The 18,065-nt window shown below is 37.7% G+C and carries 17 protein-coding genes; 15 read left to right on the forward strand and 2 right to left on the reverse strand.

The genetic code is table 11. The annotated features are described in order from the left end of the window. Nucleotide 1 precedes the first annotated feature (1 nt). The 9 genes from RK01_RS03940 to RK01_RS03980 all read left to right on the forward strand — a co-directional run bounded on the left by RK01_RS03940 (nucleotide 2) and on the right by RK01_RS03980 (nucleotide 9,623). Nucleotides 2–1,099 carry a carbamoyl phosphate synthase small subunit gene (locus RK01_RS03940; RefSeq protein WP_016171984.1) on the forward strand — a complete coding sequence of 366 codons (1,098 nt, stop codon included), beginning with the start codon at nucleotides 2–4 and terminating at the stop codon, nucleotides 1,097–1,099. Further along, nucleotides 1,077–4,259: a carbamoyl-phosphate synthase large subunit gene (gene carB, locus RK01_RS03945; protein ID WP_016171985.1), complete on the forward strand. Its 3,183-nt coding sequence runs from the start codon at nucleotides 1,077–1,079 to the stop codon at nucleotides 4,257–4,259. Before RK01_RS03940 ends, carB begins: the two co-directional genes overlap by 23 nt. 72 nt (nucleotides 4,260–4,331) lie before the next feature. After that, nucleotides 4,332–5,105 (forward strand): dihydroorotate dehydrogenase electron transfer subunit, encoded by a 774-nt coding sequence (locus tag RK01_RS03950; protein WP_016171986.1) that lies wholly within the window; start codon nucleotides 4,332–4,334, stop codon nucleotides 5,103–5,105. Further along, nucleotides 5,099–6,028, forward strand: coding sequence for a dihydroorotate dehydrogenase (locus tag RK01_RS03955; protein ID WP_271858544.1), 930 nt, complete (start codon nucleotides 5,099–5,101; stop codon nucleotides 6,026–6,028). Before RK01_RS03950 ends, RK01_RS03955 begins: the two co-directional genes overlap by 7 nt. A gap of 3 nt (nucleotides 6,029–6,031) precedes the next feature. Further along, nucleotides 6,032–6,754 carry an orotidine-5'-phosphate decarboxylase gene (gene pyrF, locus RK01_RS03960; protein WP_016171988.1) on the forward strand — a complete coding sequence of 241 codons (723 nt, stop codon included), beginning with the start codon at nucleotides 6,032–6,034 and terminating at the stop codon, nucleotides 6,752–6,754. Continuing rightward, a complete protein-coding gene (gene pyrE, locus RK01_RS03965; RefSeq protein WP_016171989.1) occupies nucleotides 6,747–7,379 on the forward strand; it encodes an orotate phosphoribosyltransferase in 633 nt (210 codons plus the stop codon). The genes pyrF and pyrE overlap by 8 nt, the downstream gene beginning before the upstream one ends. Nucleotides 7,380–7,551: 172 nt before the next feature. Next, a complete protein-coding gene (locus RK01_RS03970; protein ID WP_016171990.1) occupies nucleotides 7,552–8,094 on the forward strand; it encodes an RNA polymerase sigma factor in 543 nt (180 codons plus the stop codon). Further along, a complete protein-coding gene (locus RK01_RS03975) occupies nucleotides 8,091–8,906 on the forward strand; it encodes a PH domain-containing protein (RefSeq protein ID WP_016171991.1) in 816 nt (271 codons plus the stop codon). The genes RK01_RS03970 and RK01_RS03975 overlap by 4 nt, the downstream gene beginning before the upstream one ends. A gap of 21 nt (nucleotides 8,907–8,927) precedes the next feature. Next, nucleotides 8,928–9,623 (forward strand): carbonic anhydrase family protein, encoded by a 696-nt coding sequence (locus RK01_RS03980; protein ID WP_016171992.1) that lies wholly within the window; start codon nucleotides 8,928–8,930, stop codon nucleotides 9,621–9,623. Nucleotides 9,624–9,754: 131 nt separating this feature from the next. Here the strand turns inward: RK01_RS03980 and efbA are convergent, their stop codons facing one another. Continuing rightward, on the reverse strand, nucleotides 9,755–11,455 hold the full coding sequence (efbA, locus tag RK01_RS03985; RefSeq protein WP_016171993.1) for a fibronectin-binding protein EfbA: 1,701 nt from the start codon (nucleotides 11,453–11,455) through the stop codon (nucleotides 9,755–9,757). A 114-nt stretch (nucleotides 11,456–11,569) separates the two neighbouring features. Next, the gene (locus RK01_RS03990; protein ID WP_016171994.1) at nucleotides 11,570–11,968 is read right to left on the reverse strand and encodes a DUF1622 domain-containing protein; all 399 of its coding nucleotides are present in this window, start codon (nucleotides 11,966–11,968) and stop codon (nucleotides 11,570–11,572) included. Between the two features lie 189 nt (nucleotides 11,969–12,157). Between RK01_RS03990 and RK01_RS03995 the strand changes: the two genes are divergently transcribed. The 6 genes from RK01_RS03995 to aroF all read left to right on the forward strand — a co-directional run bounded on the left by RK01_RS03995 (nucleotide 12,158) and on the right by aroF (nucleotide 18,062). After that, a complete protein-coding gene (locus RK01_RS03995) occupies nucleotides 12,158–12,733 on the forward strand; it encodes a hypothetical protein (RefSeq protein WP_016171995.1) in 576 nt (191 codons plus the stop codon). Between the two features lie 343 nt (nucleotides 12,734–13,076). After that, nucleotides 13,077–14,117, forward strand: a complete 1,041-nt coding sequence (trpX, locus tag RK01_RS04000) for a tryptophan ABC transporter substrate-binding protein (RefSeq protein ID WP_016171996.1) — start codon at nucleotides 13,077–13,079, stop codon at nucleotides 14,115–14,117. Between the two features lies 1 nt (nucleotide 14,118). Then, the gene (locus RK01_RS04005) at nucleotides 14,119–15,000 is read left to right on the forward strand and encodes an ABC transporter permease (RefSeq protein WP_016171997.1); all 882 of its coding nucleotides are present in this window, start codon (nucleotides 14,119–14,121) and stop codon (nucleotides 14,998–15,000) included. A 3-nt stretch (nucleotides 15,001–15,003) separates the two neighbouring features. Next, nucleotides 15,004–15,768 carry an ABC transporter ATP-binding protein gene (locus RK01_RS04010; RefSeq protein WP_016171998.1) on the forward strand — a complete coding sequence of 255 codons (765 nt, stop codon included), beginning with the start codon at nucleotides 15,004–15,006 and terminating at the stop codon, nucleotides 15,766–15,768. Nucleotides 15,769–16,153: 385 nt separating this feature from the next. After that, nucleotides 16,154–17,020: a shikimate dehydrogenase gene (locus RK01_RS04015; protein ID WP_016171999.1), complete on the forward strand. Its 867-nt coding sequence runs from the start codon at nucleotides 16,154–16,156 to the stop codon at nucleotides 17,018–17,020. Between the two features lie 16 nt (nucleotides 17,021–17,036). After that, nucleotides 17,037–18,062 carry a 3-deoxy-7-phosphoheptulonate synthase gene (aroF, locus tag RK01_RS04020; RefSeq protein WP_016172000.1) on the forward strand — a complete coding sequence of 342 codons (1,026 nt, stop codon included), beginning with the start codon at nucleotides 17,037–17,039 and terminating at the stop codon, nucleotides 18,060–18,062. The last annotated feature ends 3 nt before the right edge of the window (nucleotides 18,063–18,065 follow it).

Genomic DNA, 18,065 nt, shown 5'->3' on the forward strand with positions numbered 1-18,065 from the left:
TATGAAACGATGGTTAATCTTAGAAGACGGCACCTACTTTGAAGGGGAAGGTTTTGGCGCTGGCAACAATGTATTTGGTGAAATTGTTTTTACTACCAGTATGACCGGTTACCAGGAAACTATTACTGATCAAAGTTTTAATGGACAAATTATTACGTTCACCTATCCAATGGTAGGAAATTATGGGATTAACCGGGATGACTATGAATCCATTGCACCTACATGTAAAGCGGTTGTGGTCAAAGAACATGCGCGGCTTGCGAGTAATTGGCGTAATCAAATGACATTGGATGATTTTTTAAAACGAAAAGAAATTCCAGGTATTGCCGGAATTGATACTCGGGCATTAACACGAAAAATTCGAAAATATGGCACTATGAAAGCCAGTATTGTGGCAGAAGAAGATTTTACCCATGCTTATGATCAATTAAAAGCAGCCGTTTTACCCAGCAATCAGGTAGCTCAAGTTTCCACTGCAAAACCTTACCCGAGTCCTGGTGTAGGTCATAACGTCGTAGTGATTGATTTTGGCTTAAAACATAGTATTTTACGGGAACTGTCAAAACGAAATTGTAATTTAACTGTCTTGCCTTATAACACTAAGGCAGCCACGATTTTGGAGTTGTGTCCAGACGGTGTCATGCTAACCAATGGACCGGGAGATCCTAAAGATGTGCCAGAGGCTATTGAAATGATTCGAGAAATTCAAGGCCAAGTTCCAATTTTCGGCATCTGTTTGGGGCATCAATTATTCTCATTAGCAAATGGTGCAGACACATTCAAAATGAAGTTTGGCCATCGGGGATTAAATCATCCGGTGCGAGAAATCGCAACAGGACGGATTGATTTTACTTCTCAAAACCATGGCTACGCAGTGGAGGCAAACTCCATTGATAATGAGCGCTTAATGATAACCCACATAGAAGTGAATGATGGCACCATCGAAGGCGTGCGCCATAAAAACCATCCTGCATTTACGGTTCAGTTTCATCCTGATGCAGCACCAGGGCCTCATGATGCCCTGCACTTATTTGATGAATTTATTGAAATGATGGATGCATGGAAGGAGCAAAAAGATGCCAAAGCGGACGGATATTAAAAAAATTATGGTAATCGGTTCTGGTCCAATTATCATTGGCCAAGCGGCTGAATTTGATTATGCCGGCACTCAAGCGTGTTTGGCTTTGAAAGAAGAAGGATATGAAGTTGTTTTAGTCAATTCCAATCCAGCAACCATTATGACAGACAAAGAAATTGCCGACAAGGTTTATATTGAACCCATTACTTTTGAATTTGTTTCCCGGATTTTACGTAAAGAAAATCCTGATGCCCTCTTACCGACATTAGGCGGACAAACGGGGTTGAATATGGCAATTGAGCTGGCTGCTTCTGGTATTTTGGCAGAGTTAGAAATTGAACTTTTGGGTACTAAACTTACTGCGATTGATCAAGCCGAAGATCGTGATTTATTTAAACAGTTAATGGAAGAACTCGGACAGCCGATTCCTGAATCTGCGATTATCAATACAGTAGCTGAAGCAGTGGCTTTTGCTACTGAAATTGGTTATCCCGTGATCGTTCGTCCTGCCTTTACTTTAGGCGGAACAGGTGGTGGGATGTGTGATAACGAAGAAGAATTACGCCTTATCGCTGAAAATGGCTTGAAATTATCACCGGCTACGCAATGCTTAATTGAAAAAAGTATCGCAGGTTTTAAAGAAATCGAATACGAAGTGATGCGAGACTCAGCAGATAATGCCATTGTCGTTTGCAATATGGAAAATTTTGATCCGGTTGGAATTCATACAGGAGATTCTATCGTCTTTGCACCAAGCCAAACATTATCAGATATCGAATATCAAATGTTGCGGGATGCTTCTTTATCCATTATTCGCGCGTTGAAAATTGAAGGTGGCTGTAATGTTCAACTCGCGCTAGACCCACATAGTTTTAATTATTATGTCATTGAAGTGAACCCGCGCGTTTCCCGCTCTTCAGCTCTTGCTAGTAAAGCTACGGGATATCCAATCGCCAAGTTAGCTGCCAAAATTGCTGTAGGTTTAACCTTAGATGAGATGAAAAACCCGGTTACAGAAACAACCTATGCTGAATTTGAACCAGCCTTAGATTATGTTGTAGCCAAAATTCCGCGTTGGCCCTTTGATAAATTCGAAAAAGGGGAACGTATTTTAGGTACACAAATGAAAGCTACTGGTGAAGTGATGGCGATTGGCCGCAATATTGAAGAATCACTGTTAAAAGCGGTCCGTTCTTTAGAAATTGGAGTCTGCCATGTTGAAATAAAGGAATTAGCTGAATTAAGTGATAATGAACTAACAGAAAAGATGATTAAAGCACAAGATGACCGTCTTTTTTATGTGACTGAAGCGATTCGACGCAACTACTCTATTACAGAAATTGCAGAAATGACCAAAATCGATCTTTTTTTCTTAGATAAGTTGTTGCATATTGTTGAATTAGAAAATGCCTTAGAAAAGACGCCAAATGATCTCGGTATTTTAAAAAAAGCCAAACAAAATGGCTTTACAGATAAAAAGATTGCCACTCTTTGGCAAATGACAGAAGAGGAAGTACGCAGTTTTCGTACAGAACATAACTTGCAGCCTGTCTACAAAATGGTAGATACTTGTGCCGCTGAATTTGAATCAGAAACACCTTATTTTTACAGTAGTTATGAATTTGAAAATGAGAGTCAAGTGACAGAAAAGCCTTCTGTTTTAGTGCTAGGCTCCGGACCTATCCGGATTGGTCAAGGAGTAGAGTTCGACTACGCTACTGTTCACTCTGTTAAAGCAATTCAAGCGGCAGGTTATGAAGCAATCATTATGAATAGTAACCCGGAAACTGTTTCTACTGACTTTTCGATTTCGGACAAATTGTATTTTGAACCTTTAACGTTAGAAGATGTTTTAAATGTGATTGAATTAGAACAGCCAATCGGAGTTATCGTGCAGTTTGGCGGACAAACCGCAATTAATTTAGCAGAACCACTACAAAATGCGGGTGTCAGAATTTTAGGAACGAGCATTGAAGACTTAGATCGCGCAGAAAATCGGGATTTATTTGAACAAGCACTAAAAGAGCTTGATATACCGCAACCCCCTGGGGAAACAGCGATAAATCATCAAGAAGCTGTTGCGATTGCTGAAAAAATCGGCTATCCTGTCTTAGTTAGACCAAGTTATGTTTTAGGTGGACGGGCAATGGAAATCGTGGAAAATAAAGCGGATCTAGAAGATTATATGAAAAATGCAGTTAAAGCATCCCCGGAACATCCCGTTTTAGTCGATCGCTACTTAACCGGCAGTGAATGTGAAGTTGATGCCATTTGTGATGGTCACACCGTTTTAATTCCAGGTATTATGGAACATATAGAACGAGCAGGGGTACATTCCGGAGATTCAATGGCAGTTTATCCACCTCAATTTTTAAGTCCCGAAATACAAGCCACTATTGCAGAATACACTGAAAAATTAGCCTTAGGTTTAAATTGTATTGGCATGATGAATATTCAATTTGTCATCAGCGAGAATAAAGTTTATGTTATTGAAGTAAATCCGAGAGCCAGCCGAACAGTACCATTTTTAAGTAAAGTAACCGGCATTCCTATGGCACAAATTGCAACAAAAGCTATTTTAGGGGAAAAAATTATTGCACAAGGCTATGGAAATGGATTATATCAAGAAGATACTGGTGTCCATGTTAAAGCCCCTGTCTTTTCTTTTACCAAGTTACAAAAGGTCGATACTTATTTAGGGCCGGAAATGAAATCTACCGGTGAGGTCATGGGTAGCGATCGTAACTTAGAAAAAGCGTTATATAAAGCTTTTGAAGCAGCTGGTTTAAAAGTTCCGGAATTTGGTTCGGTTTTGTTTACTATTGCTGACGAAACAAAAGAAGAAGCTTTATCTTTAGCCAAACGTTTTGCCGAAATTGGCTTTAGCTTAATTGCCACTAAAGGAACGGCAAATTACTTGGCGGCAGCTGGCTTACGTGTTAAAGAGATTGCAAAAATTTCAGAAAGTAAAGATCGGAATGTCGTGGAATTAATTCGCAATAATCAAGCACAATTGGTGATTAATACAATGGATACGGATCGTCAAAGTGCTTCTATTGATGGCTTTGTTATTCGACGTGAAGCAGTGGAACATGGGGTACCACTTTTAACTTCATTAGATACAGCAGATGCGATTTTAAAAGTTATGGAAGATAGAGCTTTTTCAACAAATGCGATATAAAATAAACGGAGTGTGCGATATTCGCACACTCCATTTGTGAGAATAATGTATTTTAATAGCAGGAGGAGCAGCATGAAACAAGGAATGTTGACAGTAATAGCACAACAAGAGATTGCACCTAATATTTTTGAATTAATCCTACAAGGAGAACTGGTAAAAGCAATGGAAAAACCAGGTCAATTTTTACATATTTTGGTGCCACAAAAAGATTTATTGCTGCGTCGTCCGATTAGTATCAATCAATTTAATCGTGAAAATTTGACCTGTCATTTAATTTATCGTGTTGAAGGTCAAGGGACTAAAGCCTTTACCCAACTACTACCAGGAGATAAAGTGGATTGTCTGGGGCCATTGGGAAACGGATTTGATATCAGCGCATTAAAAGCCGGTGATATTGCTTATATTATCGGTGGGGGTATTGGGGTACCACCGCTATATGAATTATCCCGTCAATTAGTAAAAAAAGGGATTACGCCTATCCACTTTTTAGGGTTTGCGAAAAAAGAAGTTGTTTATTATGCTGAAAAATTTCAAGCGCTTGGTGAATCGCTTTTTGCCACTGATGATGGCAGCTTTGGAATGAAAGGAAATGTATCGCATCTTTTAGAAGAACGCACAAAAGAAAGTCCTGCCGCTGTTTTTGCTTGTGGTAATAACGGAATGCTAAAAATGGTGGATGCCAAATATCAAAATCACCCCAATGCTCAAATTTCGATGGAAGCGCGGATGGCCTGTGGTGTAGGAGCCTGCTATGGTTGTGTTTGCCACGTCAAAAATGAACCAACGAAGAGTGTAAAAGTTTGTGATGAAGGACCAATTTTTAAAACGGGGGTAATCGTATTATGAGTAATCCACTACACATTCAATTACCAGGGCTTGATTTACCTAATCCGATTATGCCTGCCAGCGGCTGTTTTGGTTTTGGTGATGAGTATGGTAAGTTTTATGATCTCAATAAACTCGGTGCTATTATGATTAAAGCAACCACACCTGAAGCGCGCTTTGGTAATGAAACACCGCGAATCGCAGAAACACCAAGTGGTATGTTAAATGCTATTGGGTTGCAAAACCCAGGATTAAAGGTCGTTCAGTCTGAAATATTACCTAACTTAAATAAGCTTTATCCCACTTTGAACATTATTGCCAATGTAGCAGGTTCTTGTGAAGAAGATTATGTGGCAGTTTGTGAACAAATCGGCGATGCGCCGAATGTCAAAGCAATTGAACTTAATATTTCTTGTCCCAATGTAAAACATGGGGGAATTGCTTTTGGAACAGATCCTAAAGTTGCCGCGAGTTTAACTGCAGCTGTTAAAAAAGTAGCAAAAGTACCGGTTTATGTTAAATTATCTCCTAACGTAACAGATATCGTGCCCATTGCTAAAGCAATTGAAGACGCTGGAGCAGACGGATTTACTATGATTAACACTTTATTAGGTATGCGAATCGATTTAAAAACTAGAAAACCGCTTTTAGCCAATCAAACAGGTGGCTTATCTGGTGGGGCAATTAAACCAGTCGCTATTCGTTTAATTCATCAAGTTTTTCACGCGACGAATATTCCAATCATTGGAATGGGGGGCGTTCAAACGGTTGATGATGTATTGGAAATGATGATGGCCGGAGCCAGCGCTGTCGCAATCGGAACGGCCAATTTCACCGATCCCTTCATCTGTCCTAAATTAATCGATGCCCTACCAACTCGAATGGCTGAACTTGGTATTAATAGTTTGAATGAACTAATCCAACAAGTAAGAGAGGAAAAATAAAAAATGAATGAACGTCCAATTATTGCACTAGATTTTTCAAGCAGAGGAGAAGTTGAGCTATTTTTCAAAAAATTTCCAAAAAAAGAATCATTATTTGTTAAAATTGGAATGGAACTTTTTTATCAGGAAGGTCCAGAAACTGTTCGTTGGCTAAAAAGAAATGGCCATGACGTGTTCTTAGACTTAAAATTGCACGATATTCCTAACACAGTAGAAAAAGCGATGCGGGGCTTAGCAGGACTTGGTGTGGATATTACTTGCGTCCATGCAGCCGGCGGTGTCAAAATGATGGCAGCGGCGATGCGAGGCTTAGAAGAAGGTACACCGATGGGCAAAGAGCGGCCTAAACTTTTAGCCATTACCCAATTGACCTCAACCACTGAACAAGAAATGCACGATGACCAATTAATCGAAGTACCTTTAGCCCAAAGTGTGATTCATTATGCGCAATGTGCAAAAAAAGCTGGATTAGACGGTGTCGTTTCTTCTGCTTTAGAAGTTGCGGATATTAAGGGGGCAACAAGCGAAGAATTTATTTGTTTAACACCTGGAATTCGTCCGACAGGTAGTGAAGTGGGGGATCAAAAACGCGTGGTGACACCGGGAAATGCCCGCAAAATCGGTTCTAATTTTATTGTGGTGGGACGCCCGATTACTTTAGCCGAAGATCCTTACAAAGCGTATACCCAAATTAAAAATGAATGGAATGGTATTGAAAATGACTAGTTTAGAAACGACAATTGCCAAAGATTTATTAGCAGTAGAAGCGGTATTTTTGAGCCCAAATGATCCTTTCATGTGGGCCAGTGGGATTAAAAGCCCAATTTATTGTGATAATCGGATTACCATTAGCTATCCTAAAGTTCGTAAACAAATTGCCCAAGGCTTAGCAGATAAAATTAAAGCCCAATTTCCTGATGTCGAAGTAATTGCTGGAGCGGCTACAGGAGGCGTACCTCATGCAGCGTGGGTGGCTGATATTTTAGACTTGCCTATGGTTTATATTCGCGCGAAGGCCAAAGATCATGGTAAAGGTAAACAAATTGAAGGACGGATTGAAAAAGGCCAAAAGATGGTAATTATTGAAGATTTAATTTCAACTGGCGGCAGTGTATTAGGTACTTGTGAAGCTGCTAAAAAAGAAGGCGCAGATGTTTTAGGCGTAGCCGCAATTTTCACTTATGAACTGCCAAAAGGGATTGCCAACTTTGAAGCAGCTGACATGCCTTTAGTGACATTGACAAATTATTCGACTTTAATTGAAGTGGCTTTAAATAGTAATTATATCAACACTAATGAACTAGTTTTATTAAAAGCATGGAAAGAAGATCCAGAAAACTGGCTAAAATAGAAATTGAAAGTTGTGACGCTACTACTATGCTAGCATCACAACTTTTTTTATAGGTAATCTCCTTTTTTATATGGAAATTTTATTTGTGGATAATTTTGCATAAATTTTTGTTTTAGCGATAGAATGAGGACAGATCATTCGTATATTAAGTGAACAAAGAGGAGGAGGTCAGATGACAGACGAAGAAATTGTAAGATTAATTACAGCACAAGATTTTATCGGACTGGAAAAAATGATTACCGTTTACGGTCAAACGATTATTAAAACCATTCGCGGTGTATTATCAGAAAGTAGTGAGCGGACATTTTGGGCAGATTGTGAAAATGAAGTTTTTTATACTCTCTGGCAAAAGATACCAACCTACGACAAAGATAAAAGCAGCTTTGCGACTTTTATTATGGTGATTACCCGTAATAAGGCGATTGATTTTAAGCGTAAACAACAACGACAAAACAGTCACCAAACAGAATTACTTGAAGAAAAAATTGATAAAAGTTACCCCCAAGAAGAAAGTCCTTTGGCTAAAGAAGGGTTTTTGGAATTGCTAGATACACTGTCTGAACAAGATCAATTAATTTTCTTACATTACTATTTTTATCAAACAAGTCCCAGTGAAATTGCACAATTATTGGGTCTCAAAGTCAGTGCTGTTTACAATCACTTATCTCGGGGAAAAGTACGGTTGCAAAGTGCCTTAAAGGAGGAATTATCATGAGCTTCAAAGAAGTTATTTATGAAGAAAATGCTAAATTACAGCCTGAATATTTAAGTAATCTGGATAAAAAAGCCCTTTTTGAGCGTAGTAAGTACTATATTCTCTTCCAAGAAATTAAAGAAAAATTACAGCCACAATTAGAACAATCAGAAGAAATTATGGGTTACTTGCCGATGACAAACGAAGGAAATTCGGGCATTATGACAGCTGGACCAATGGGTATGGGGTATGCAAGAAGCACACAAGCGAGAAAATATGTCACGACATTTCATGATAATCGTGGGAATCGCTTATTAATTTTTACCACTACGCGTATGATTTTTTTAACTGTTTTGGACTTTTTTGAAATGAATCATTTCTCCAGTTTTGATTATGATAAAATTAAAGGGATTACAACGAAAAAATGGAGTATTCATTACTGGGATGAAAAGCGCCAACGCCAAACTGTTAATTGGTATTTTTTAGATTTTGCGGCAGATACAAAAATTTTCAATGAAGTTTTAACGGAAAAAGAAATGCAGTTATTTAAAGATAACTGGAAAAAAATTGAAAAAATGCAGACAATTCCTGAGACGGGGAAAATCTTACGGAATCAAAAAATGGATATGGTTTTCAGTAATTTAAGGCTTGGGTTCAGTTTATTACAAGGCATAAATGTCTTATTCATTATTTTGGCAATTGTGCTTATTTTGGTTATTTTATTTATGCTAGGGCCAGGGAAAACGTTATTTACTGGTATTGTGTTTCCAACTAGCCAGTTTGGAAATTTGCCACTTGCTAGTGCATTTGATATGCTATTAAAAATATTTTGACAAATTTAGCGAGGTGAGAAAATGCAACGAAATTTAGATGTTCCTTGGAGTTATACAGGCAGTAATGGTCCGCAATATTGGCACACTTTATGTGATTGGTATGCTGAAGGGGCAGACTATGCCTATCAATCACCAATTGCCATTAATAGTGATGAAACATTGGTTGGTACAGAAAAACATCGTTTGACTTTTTCTTATCAAGTTGAAAAATTTACCGAAAAAGAATTTAAAAATACCATACACTTTGTACCTTTTGATTGTCAGAGCTATGTTTTATTTGCTGGGGAAGAATATGGCTTAACAGACATCCACTATCATTTACCTAGTGAGCATATTTTGGATAATGAACAGGCCCCCTTAGAAATCCATTTGGTGCATATGAAAAAAGATGGTACCAATTTAGTCGTGGGAGTGTTGTGTGATATTCTTCCAGGTATCTTACCCAATGGTCCCTTAAAAAAGGCGCAACGCTGGGATTTAGATGAACATATCGAAGTTTTTAATCCTAATTTATTTTTACCAACCGAGCAGAGTTATTTTCACTATGTTGGTTCCCTTACGACACCCCCAACAAAGGGTCCGATTAACTGGTTTGTCTTTCAAGAGCGCCATCAAATTTCCCGAGCCTTTTTATCTCAGTTTCAAGAGGAAATTTTAAAGGGGAATAATCGCCCCCTACAAGCCAGAAAAGGTCGTAAAATCTATTTTTGTGATTAAACTAAAAAAGTGAGTAAAAGTTAATAACTTACTTAGAGTAATCTATCTTCTCTGAGTTACACGATAAAATTAGCTAAAAAAATCGAACATCACCTGAGATTTGCCTTAGATCAGGTGATGCTCGATTTTTTTTAGCGTTTTTGCAAGCGTGTTATAATATCGGCTTCTGGTGTCACATAATACGTTTTTTGATTTTCATAAATAACATAACCAGGCTTAGCGCCGTTTGGTTTTTTTATATATTTTACTTGAACTAAGTCCACTGGAACTTGAGCAGAATGACGATACTTGGAAAAATAAGCGGCAAGCTCAGCAGCTGCCAAAATGGTTTCTTCACTTGGCTCACTACTTTTGATAATAACGTGAGAGCCGGGAATATTTTTGGTATGTAACCAGTAATCTGTTTTTCGTGCTGTTTTTAAAGTGAGTTGATCATTTTGCAAATTATTTTTGCCAACTAAAATAAGCGTACCATCTGGAGCTAAATATTGATCTGGCTGTGATTTTGACTGAGATTTTTTACGTTTGGTTGTCTTTTTCAAATATCCTTGGGCGATTAATTCTTCACGTATCAAATCCAAATCCATAGGTCCCGCAATCTCAATTTGAGCTAAGACCGATTCTAAGTAAGCAATTTCTGCTTGTGCTTCTTCAATCTGCTGATAAATTAATTTGACCGCATTTTTCAATTTTTGATACCGATGAAAATATTTTTGGGCATTTTGGCTAGGAGATAGTGCTGGGTTTAGTTTAATTTCTAAAGGCTGATCTTCTTCGTAGTAATTGGCTAAAACAACACTGTTTGCGCCTTTAGGTACCTCATGTAAAAACGTAGTTAGAAGTTCCCCTTTTTGCCGGTATTCTTCTGCATTTTCTGATTCTTTTAATGTTTGCTGGCGTTTTTTTAATTTTGTCTGATTACGGGTCAATTCATTCTCGACCTTTTTAAGCAATTGTCCGCCTTGTTGCTTCACACGATCACGTTCAGCTTTATCACCATAAAAAGCATCTAGTAGCTCATTTAAATTATTATAAGTAAGATGACTGATTGCTCTTTCAGATAAATAATCATAAGCTATAGGTGTAAAGAATTCTTTTGTTTCCGTTACAGTCAATGTGGGTTGCAAGCGTTCCAAATCTTTGAAAAATTGGCGCCAAGTAGCAACTTTTTCATTTTCATTTTTGCTAAGCCGAAAAGCGAGCTCTTGAGCTGTATCAAAGCCCAACCCTTGGAATTTTTGCTGTAAAGCTTTGCCGTTTATTGCAAAAAGTTGCGACAATGCATCAAAAAGAGCGACATCCTTCACGGTAAAAGGGTTGAGGAGATCTTGTTTTGGAGGCGCAATGTAAAGGGCACCTGGTAAAATAGAACGATAGCTATTTTGGCTACTGCCAATATGTTTAATTGCATCTAAAATTTTTCCATTTGCCTCATTTAGTAGTAAAATTGTACTGTGCCGTCCCATTAATTCGACCACTAAAACAATATTTTGCAAATCACCTAATTCATCGCGTTTATTAAAAGTAAAATGAACTACACGATCATTTTCTAGCTGTTTTATTCCCGTTAAAATTGCGCCGTCCAAATACTTTCGTAACATCATCACGAAATTTGGGGGTGTATCAGGATTTTGATAAGCAATTTCCGTTAATTGAATCCGTGCATAGCTGGGATGGGCTGATAATAATAATTTATGATTTTTTCCTTTTGAACGGATAACTAAAATGATTTCATTTTGATAAGGCTGGTGGATTTTAGAAATACGCCCCCCAACCAATGTTTCGGATAACTCTTTTGTAACCAAATGGGTAAAAACACCATCAAAAGACATGCTGTAACCTTCTTTCTTGACAGATTAAGTCTATTATAGCAGAAAAAAACCAGATTCTTACATAATCGAATCCGGCTAGAGAGTAGCTGTTTTATTTATAGAAGTACCGTGTCATCATTTCTTAGCATTGATTTTTTCCATAGTTTCTTCGTTATCCAGAGCATCTTGAATTTCACGATGTAAAAAGTATGAAATAACCGTTCGAATTACTACCACCGCAGCTAAACGCAAAATATCCGCTGATGTCGGATTAATAATGGACTCAATAATGTCAGCTGCAATCAAAATTTCTAAACTGAGCAAAACATAGCTGCCTAAAAAATTGCGAATAAAATTATTATGGCGAGCAGCTTCAACGTGGTTGGCATAAGAACATTCTGACTTGATGAAGTCGTAGCCTGCGATAATGACACCCCAAACTAAGACGATAATGGATAAAAAGTTAAGAAAAACAATAATAACATCAAAAACGGGTGTCGCGACATTCATAATAATGTGTCCTAAATTTGCCATCTTGCGATCCTCCTTAAAAATTTCCATGAGTACTATTATTTTATGATAGCGAATATTTAAAGAATTGCCAACTATCTTGACGATAATAAACATTGCTTGCTACTATAAAGGAAGTAAAATAAAAATGCGATCATCCAGAACATCCACAATACTATTTTGTTTTTTAATAATTTTCTTAGGAGCAAAACAATGAAGATAATTCAAAAATTTTTGGTCAGCGTAAAAGCTGGTTTCCTGCAAATATGGCATGATTTTGCTAGTTGGGCAGAAGCAAATCAACGAAAAGCGCTTTTGACGGTTTTAGGTCTATTGCTTGGGGTTACGCTTTTTTCTGCTTCGATGATAGTGGCGGTAGCACACATTCGCCAATCCGAATATACCGAACTTTTAGCACCAACCATCAGTAGTAAAAAAATTAAACTTTTTGCTTATGGTAGTGAGGATCAAGAAATAAAAAATACGAATGCTATTTCGGTTATGTTTTCACCGCCTTATGGTGCACAATACGATAAAGTGATGCAAACATTAGGTGGAAAACAAGGGGCCGAACTAAATCGTACGTTTTATTACTATCCTTTAGTGTATGACACCCAAAATGTAACCCAAAAATATCGGATTGATCCCAATAAAGTAACATTCATCTTCTTTGAAAAGGGTGTTGAAAAGAATCGCTTTGAAGTAGAAGATCTGACCGATTATACAGATGAATTTATTCCAGAATTGAACCGACTGCCAATGTGGAATATTAAAGACTTAGACGAATAATCTGATTGAATTTTCTGGAAATTGAAAATTAGCCTTGACGCCTGAATTTTTCTGCGGTATTCTTAATTACAACAAAAACAAACGAGGTGAGCCATCATGAAACTATTTACTACAACCCAAGGAACTTTATTAACATGGCAATTTTGGCGTAGATAGTTGTATTGATGGATTTTTCCATAGATACAACTTTTTAGAGAACTCTAAAACTTGTATCTATGCTGGCAATATTGAGATGATTCCGCATAGAGACAATCTCTATGCGGATTTTGTTTACTTAAAGCAATTTCCGTAGGGGGAAATTGCTTTTTTTCATCTCAAAATTATATCTTAGGAGGAAATAAAAATGAAAAATAAGGGATTAATGTACACAGTTATGGCATTGGGAATTCTTCTGATTGGTTTTTTAGGCTTCCAAATTTTAACAGGGGCAAAAGATGATTCGGCAAAAGATACACCAACAGTTAAAGAAAAAATTCATACTGTTGGTGTTTTACAATTTGTCAGTCATCCAGCTTTAGATCAAATCTATGAAGGCGTCAAAGAAGGATTGAAAGAAGCTGGCTATGAAGAAGGCAAAAACTTAAAAATTAATTTTCAAAATGGTCAAGCAGATCAAAGTAAACTTGATACTATGAGTAAACAATTAATTAATGATAAAGCAGACGTTTTAGTGGGAATTGCAACACCAGCTGCTCAAGCATTGGCAAATGCCACGACAGATATTCCGATTGTATTAGGCGCTGTCACTGATCCAGAAGGGGCCGGACTGGTAGCAAGTAATGAAAATCCCGGTGGTAACATTACGGGAGTTTCCGATCAACCACCAGTTGCCTCTATTATTGAATTAGCACATAAATTATTACCCGATGCCAAAAAAGTCGGTCTTTTATATTCTTCTTCTGAGATGAATTCCAAATTTCAAACCGGTCAAGCAGAAGCTGCCGCAAAAAAACTGGGGTTAGAAGTGGAACGAAAAGCAGTAACATCAACCAATGAAGTAGCACAAGCAGTTCAAGTTTTATCCCAATCAGTGGATTTTATCTTTATTCCCAATGACAATACGGTTGCCAACGCGATGGAAACCGTTAGTCAAGAAGCCGATAAAAATAATGTTCCCGTTTTTCCCTCGGTAGATACCATGGTGGAACAAGGTGGTTTAGCAACAATTGGCATTAACCAAAAAGAATTAGGGGTAAAAACTGGGGAGATGGTCGCTGAAATTTTAGCAGGTAAATCCAAACCTGCTGATACACCGGTTTATACATTTACAGACGGGGATACGATTATTAATGAAGATCAGTTGGCAAAATTCCATTTAACTTTACCGGCAGATTTAAAAGATAGTGCCAAGTTAGTGGAAACAGTTAAAGGAGACAGCAAATAAAATGATTATTTCAACCATTGGACAAGGGCTTTTATGGTCCTTACTAGGAATAGGTATTTATTTAACTTACCGTATTTTAAATTTTCCTGATATGACAACTGAAGGAACGTTTCCCTTAGGTGGCGCTGTTTGTGTAACAGCAATTACGAGTGGTATCCCGCCACTAGTAGCGACTTTATTGGGAGTGTTAGCTGGAGTGGCAGCGGGTTTTGTAACGGGAATTTTATTTACTAAAGGAAAAATCCCAGTCATTTTAGCGGGTATCTTAGTGATGTCTGGGCTCAATTCCGTCATTTTATTTGTCATGAAGAGTCCAAATAAGGGATTGAGTAATTTTCCCCGCATCCAAACATTTTTTACCAATTTAAATCTACCTAATTATTTTGATATTGTCATTCTTGGATTAATCGCTGTGATTGTGACCATACTTTTTGTACTTTTTTTCATTAATACAGAATTAGGACAAGCCTATATTGCAACGGGTGATAACGAGGTAATGGCCCGCTCTTTAGGGATTAAAACCGATCGCATGAAAATCTTGGGATTGACTGTTTCGAATGGTGTTATTGCACTTTCTGGTGCATTGATTTCACAAAATGACGGATACGCCGACGTCTCAAAAGGAACAGGTGTGATTGTTATTGGACTTGCTTCTATCATCATCGGTGAAGTTCTATTTGGAGAGTTAGCCTTTTTAGAGCGCTTAGTGGCAGTAGTGGTAGGGAGTATTATTTATCAAGCGATTATCACCTTAATTATTTATTTAGGCTTTGATACAACGTACTTGAAAATTTTCTCTTCTGCAATTTTAGCAATTTGTCTAATGATTCCAACGTTAAAAGAAAAGCTGAATTTAAAAACTGGGTTGGAAAAGGAGGCGTAGTCAGTGAGTGTTTTAACAATTAAAAAGGCCGTAAAAAAAATCAAGAATGGCGTTAATGACGAACGCATAATTTTAAACAACGTCAGTTTAACTTTAAATTCAGGTGACTTTGTCACAATTGTTGGCGGCAATGGGGCAGGCAAGAGCACTTTATTTAATACGGTTACTGGAACACACTTTTTAAACAGTGGCCAAGTCTTTTTAAAAGATGAAAATGTAACAGGATACGGTGAAGAAAAAAGAGCAAAATATTTAGGACGTGTTTTTCAAGATCCCAAAATGGGGACTGCACCGCGCATGACAGTCGCAGAAAATCTTCTTTTAGCTGAACGTAGAGGGCAAAAGAGGACTTTACGTCCCCGCAAGCTTAACGAGCGCAAAGAATTTTTTAAAGCTTTATGTGGGAAAGTTGGCAATGGACTAGAAGATCAGCTGGATACTCCCACAGGACACTTATCTGGGGGGCAACGCCAAGCATTGAGCCTTTTAATGGCAACCATTCAAAGACCTGAACTTCTGTTATTAGATGAACATACAGCTGCTTTAGATCCTAAGACATCAAAAAACATTATGGCTTTGACCAATGATTTAGTAAAAGAAAACAATTTAACGTGTATGATGATTACGCATCAAATGGAAGACGCTTTAAAATACGGCAATCGTTTGCTACTTTTGAAAAAAGGCGAAATTGTTAAAGACTTAGATCAGATTGAAAAAGCTAAACTGACTCTCTCTGATTTACTGCTCTTTTTCGAAGAAGAATTGTGAAAACTGATGAAAATATTTGCAATTCTTCCAAAAACGTATTGACAGCTTAATAAAATCAATCTATACTTAACAACATCTTAATCAGTTCGGAGGACTTTTTTATGTTAGAAAAAAGCAAACCACAACTGAATAATTATTACTTTGGCTATTTTAGATAGTTTGTATTCATGAAAAACATGGATACAAACCAAACTGTTTGTATCTATGATGGCTAAGGGATTTTGTAATGACTTTAAAGCCACGTAGATCAAGAATCTATAGTGGCTCTTTTTATTCCCATCGGAAAATATATTTTTTCGCATTAGGTGTTCACTGTAGATTGTTGTATCTTAGGTGAACACTTTTTTTGTACCCATCAGCTTTCAATAATTAGGGAGTGATAAAAATGGAAGTTACTGGTTATACGCGTTTGGCAGGTTTAATCGCAAAACCCGCTCGCCATAGCATTTCGCCGTTAATGCATAATACAGCTTTTAAGGCAAATAACATCGATGCTGTGTATTTATCTTTTGAAGTAGAAAAAGAGCAATTACCTCAGTTTATAAAAGGTATTTCAGCGTTTGGTATGATTGGCGTAAATGTTTCAATGCCCTATAAGCTGGCAGTCATTCCTTATCTGGATGAATTGAGTGAAGCGGCAACTTTAATTGGTGCTGTGAATACCATCGTTCCGCAAAAAGATGGGCGCTTAGTCGGACACAATACCGATGGCAGTGGTTTTATGCGCAGTTTGGTTGATAGTAATGTGGAGATTATTGGAGAAGAGATTACAGTAATCGGTACAGGTGGTGCGGCCACGGCGATTTGTGTCCAAGCTGCTTTAGACGGGGTTCAAAAAATCAATGTCTTTAACCGTCAAGGTGAGTTCTTTACTCAGAAACAGCAAAAAATTAATGAGATTGCCCAAAAATCACAGTGTACATTATCCTTAACAGATTTAGCCGATGGTAAAGCCTTAAATAAAGCGCTGGGAAATAGCAAACTGTTAGTAAATGCAACTGATGTTGGTATGAAACCAAATGAAGCTCAGACACCAATTCAGGATTTTAGTGCATTTCATGATGATTTAGCCGTATATGATGTGATTTATAATCCGCGGGAAACAAAACTGATTCAAATTGCTAAAGAAAAAGGATTAAAGACTGTCAATGGTTTAGGTATGTTGCTGTATCAGGGCACGTATGCTTTTGAATTATGGACAGGTAAAAAAATGCCATTAGAAATCGTTAAGCCACTCGTGGCTAACAGTTAAAAAGGAGAATATGAAAATGATTGTAATTATGAAACCAGGTGCTACCAAAGAGCAAGTTGAATTAGTGGTCAAACGCATTCAAAAAGAAGGTCTAGATGTCAATATTGATCAAGGTACTGAACATATTGTCATCGGCTTAAAAGGTGACGTAAGAGGGATTCAAGATGTCCCGTTTAATACTTACGACGGGGTAGAAAAAACACTAAAAATTTCGAATACTTACAAATTAACTTCACGGGAATTTCACCCTGGGGATACGGTCGTTGATGTGGATGGTGTCAAAGTTGGTAATGGTAATTTTGTAACAATGGCTGGTCCATGTTCTATTGAAGGTTTAGAACAAATTCGCGAATGTGCCAAAATTGCCAAAGCTGGTGGGGCACAAATTTTACGTGGAGGCGCATTTAAACCACGTACCTCCCCTTATGCTTTTCAAGGGCTAGAAGAAGAAGGTTTAAAATACATTCGGCAAGCAGCTGATGAATTTGATATGAAAGTCATCACAGAAGTAATGGATGAAGGCCATATTGAAATGGTAGCAAAATACAGCGACATTTTGCAAATTGGTGCGCGAAATATGCAAAATTACAAATTATTACAAGCCGTTGGTAAAACAGGCAAACCGATTGGCTTAAAACGAGGGATTGCCGGCACAATTGATGAATGGTTAAATGCAGCTGAATACATTGCTGTCCAAGATAAGTCGCAAGTTATTTTCATTGAACGAGGGATTAGAACATACGAGACAGCAACCCGCAATACTTTTGACTTATCTGCTGTCCCCTTAATTAAGAAGTTAAGTCATTTTCCAATTATTGTTGATCCAAGCCACGGAACTGGCGTTTGGGATCTTGTTACGCCAATGGCGCGAGCAGGGGTTGCTGCTGGAGCTGACGGTATGATTGTTGAGATTCATCCTGATCCCCAAAATGCCTGGTCTGATGGACAACAGTCATTAAATGAAGCAAATTACTTAAAAATGATGCAAGAAGTGGATATCTTGACAGCTGCCATGAAGCAAATTAAAGAAATCGAGGGCTAACTC

Source organism: Enterococcus dispar ATCC 51266 (assembly GCF_000406945.1).
In the GTDB taxonomy this organism is placed as follows: domain Bacteria; phylum Bacillota; class Bacilli; order Lactobacillales; family Enterococcaceae; genus Enterococcus_C; species Enterococcus_C dispar.

Bases quoted from the DNA above. Each gene is read 5' to 3' on its own strand.
- RK01_RS04015 (WP_016171999.1), top strand. From the start codon at position 16,154: ATGGAAGTTACTGGTTATACGCGTTTGGCAGGTTTAATCGCAAAACCC.
- efbA (WP_016171993.1), bottom strand. From the start codon at position 11,455: ATGTCTTTTGATGGTGTTTTTACCCATTTGGTTACAAAAGAGTTATCC.
- pyrE (WP_016171989.1), top strand. From the start codon at position 6,747: ATGACTAGTTTAGAAACGACAATTGCCAAAGATTTATTAGCAGTAGAA.
- RK01_RS03995 (WP_016171995.1), top strand. From the start codon at position 12,158: ATGAAGATAATTCAAAAATTTTTGGTCAGCGTAAAAGCTGGTTTCCTG.
- aroF (WP_016172000.1), top strand. From the start codon at position 17,037: ATGATTGTAATTATGAAACCAGGTGCTACCAAAGAGCAAGTTGAATTA.
- RK01_RS03970 (WP_016171990.1), top strand. From the start codon at position 7,552: ATGACAGACGAAGAAATTGTAAGATTAATTACAGCACAAGATTTTATC.
- RK01_RS04005 (WP_016171997.1), top strand. From the start codon at position 14,119: ATGATTATTTCAACCATTGGACAAGGGCTTTTATGGTCCTTACTAGGA.
- RK01_RS03990 (WP_016171994.1), bottom strand. From the start codon at position 11,968: ATGGCAAATTTAGGACACATTATTATGAATGTCGCGACACCCGTTTTT.
- RK01_RS03950 (WP_016171986.1), top strand. From the start codon at position 4,332: ATGAAACAAGGAATGTTGACAGTAATAGCACAACAAGAGATTGCACCT.
- trpX (WP_016171996.1), top strand. From the start codon at position 13,077: ATGAAAAATAAGGGATTAATGTACACAGTTATGGCATTGGGAATTCTT.
- RK01_RS03940 (WP_016171984.1), top strand. From the start codon at position 2: ATGAAACGATGGTTAATCTTAGAAGACGGCACCTACTTTGAAGGGGAA.
- RK01_RS03980 (WP_016171992.1), top strand. From the start codon at position 8,928: ATGCAACGAAATTTAGATGTTCCTTGGAGTTATACAGGCAGTAATGGT.
- carB (WP_016171985.1), top strand. From the start codon at position 1,077: ATGCCAAAGCGGACGGATATTAAAAAAATTATGGTAATCGGTTCTGGT.
- RK01_RS03975 (WP_016171991.1), top strand. From the start codon at position 8,091: ATGAGCTTCAAAGAAGTTATTTATGAAGAAAATGCTAAATTACAGCCT.
- pyrF (WP_016171988.1), top strand. From the start codon at position 6,032: ATGAATGAACGTCCAATTATTGCACTAGATTTTTCAAGCAGAGGAGAA.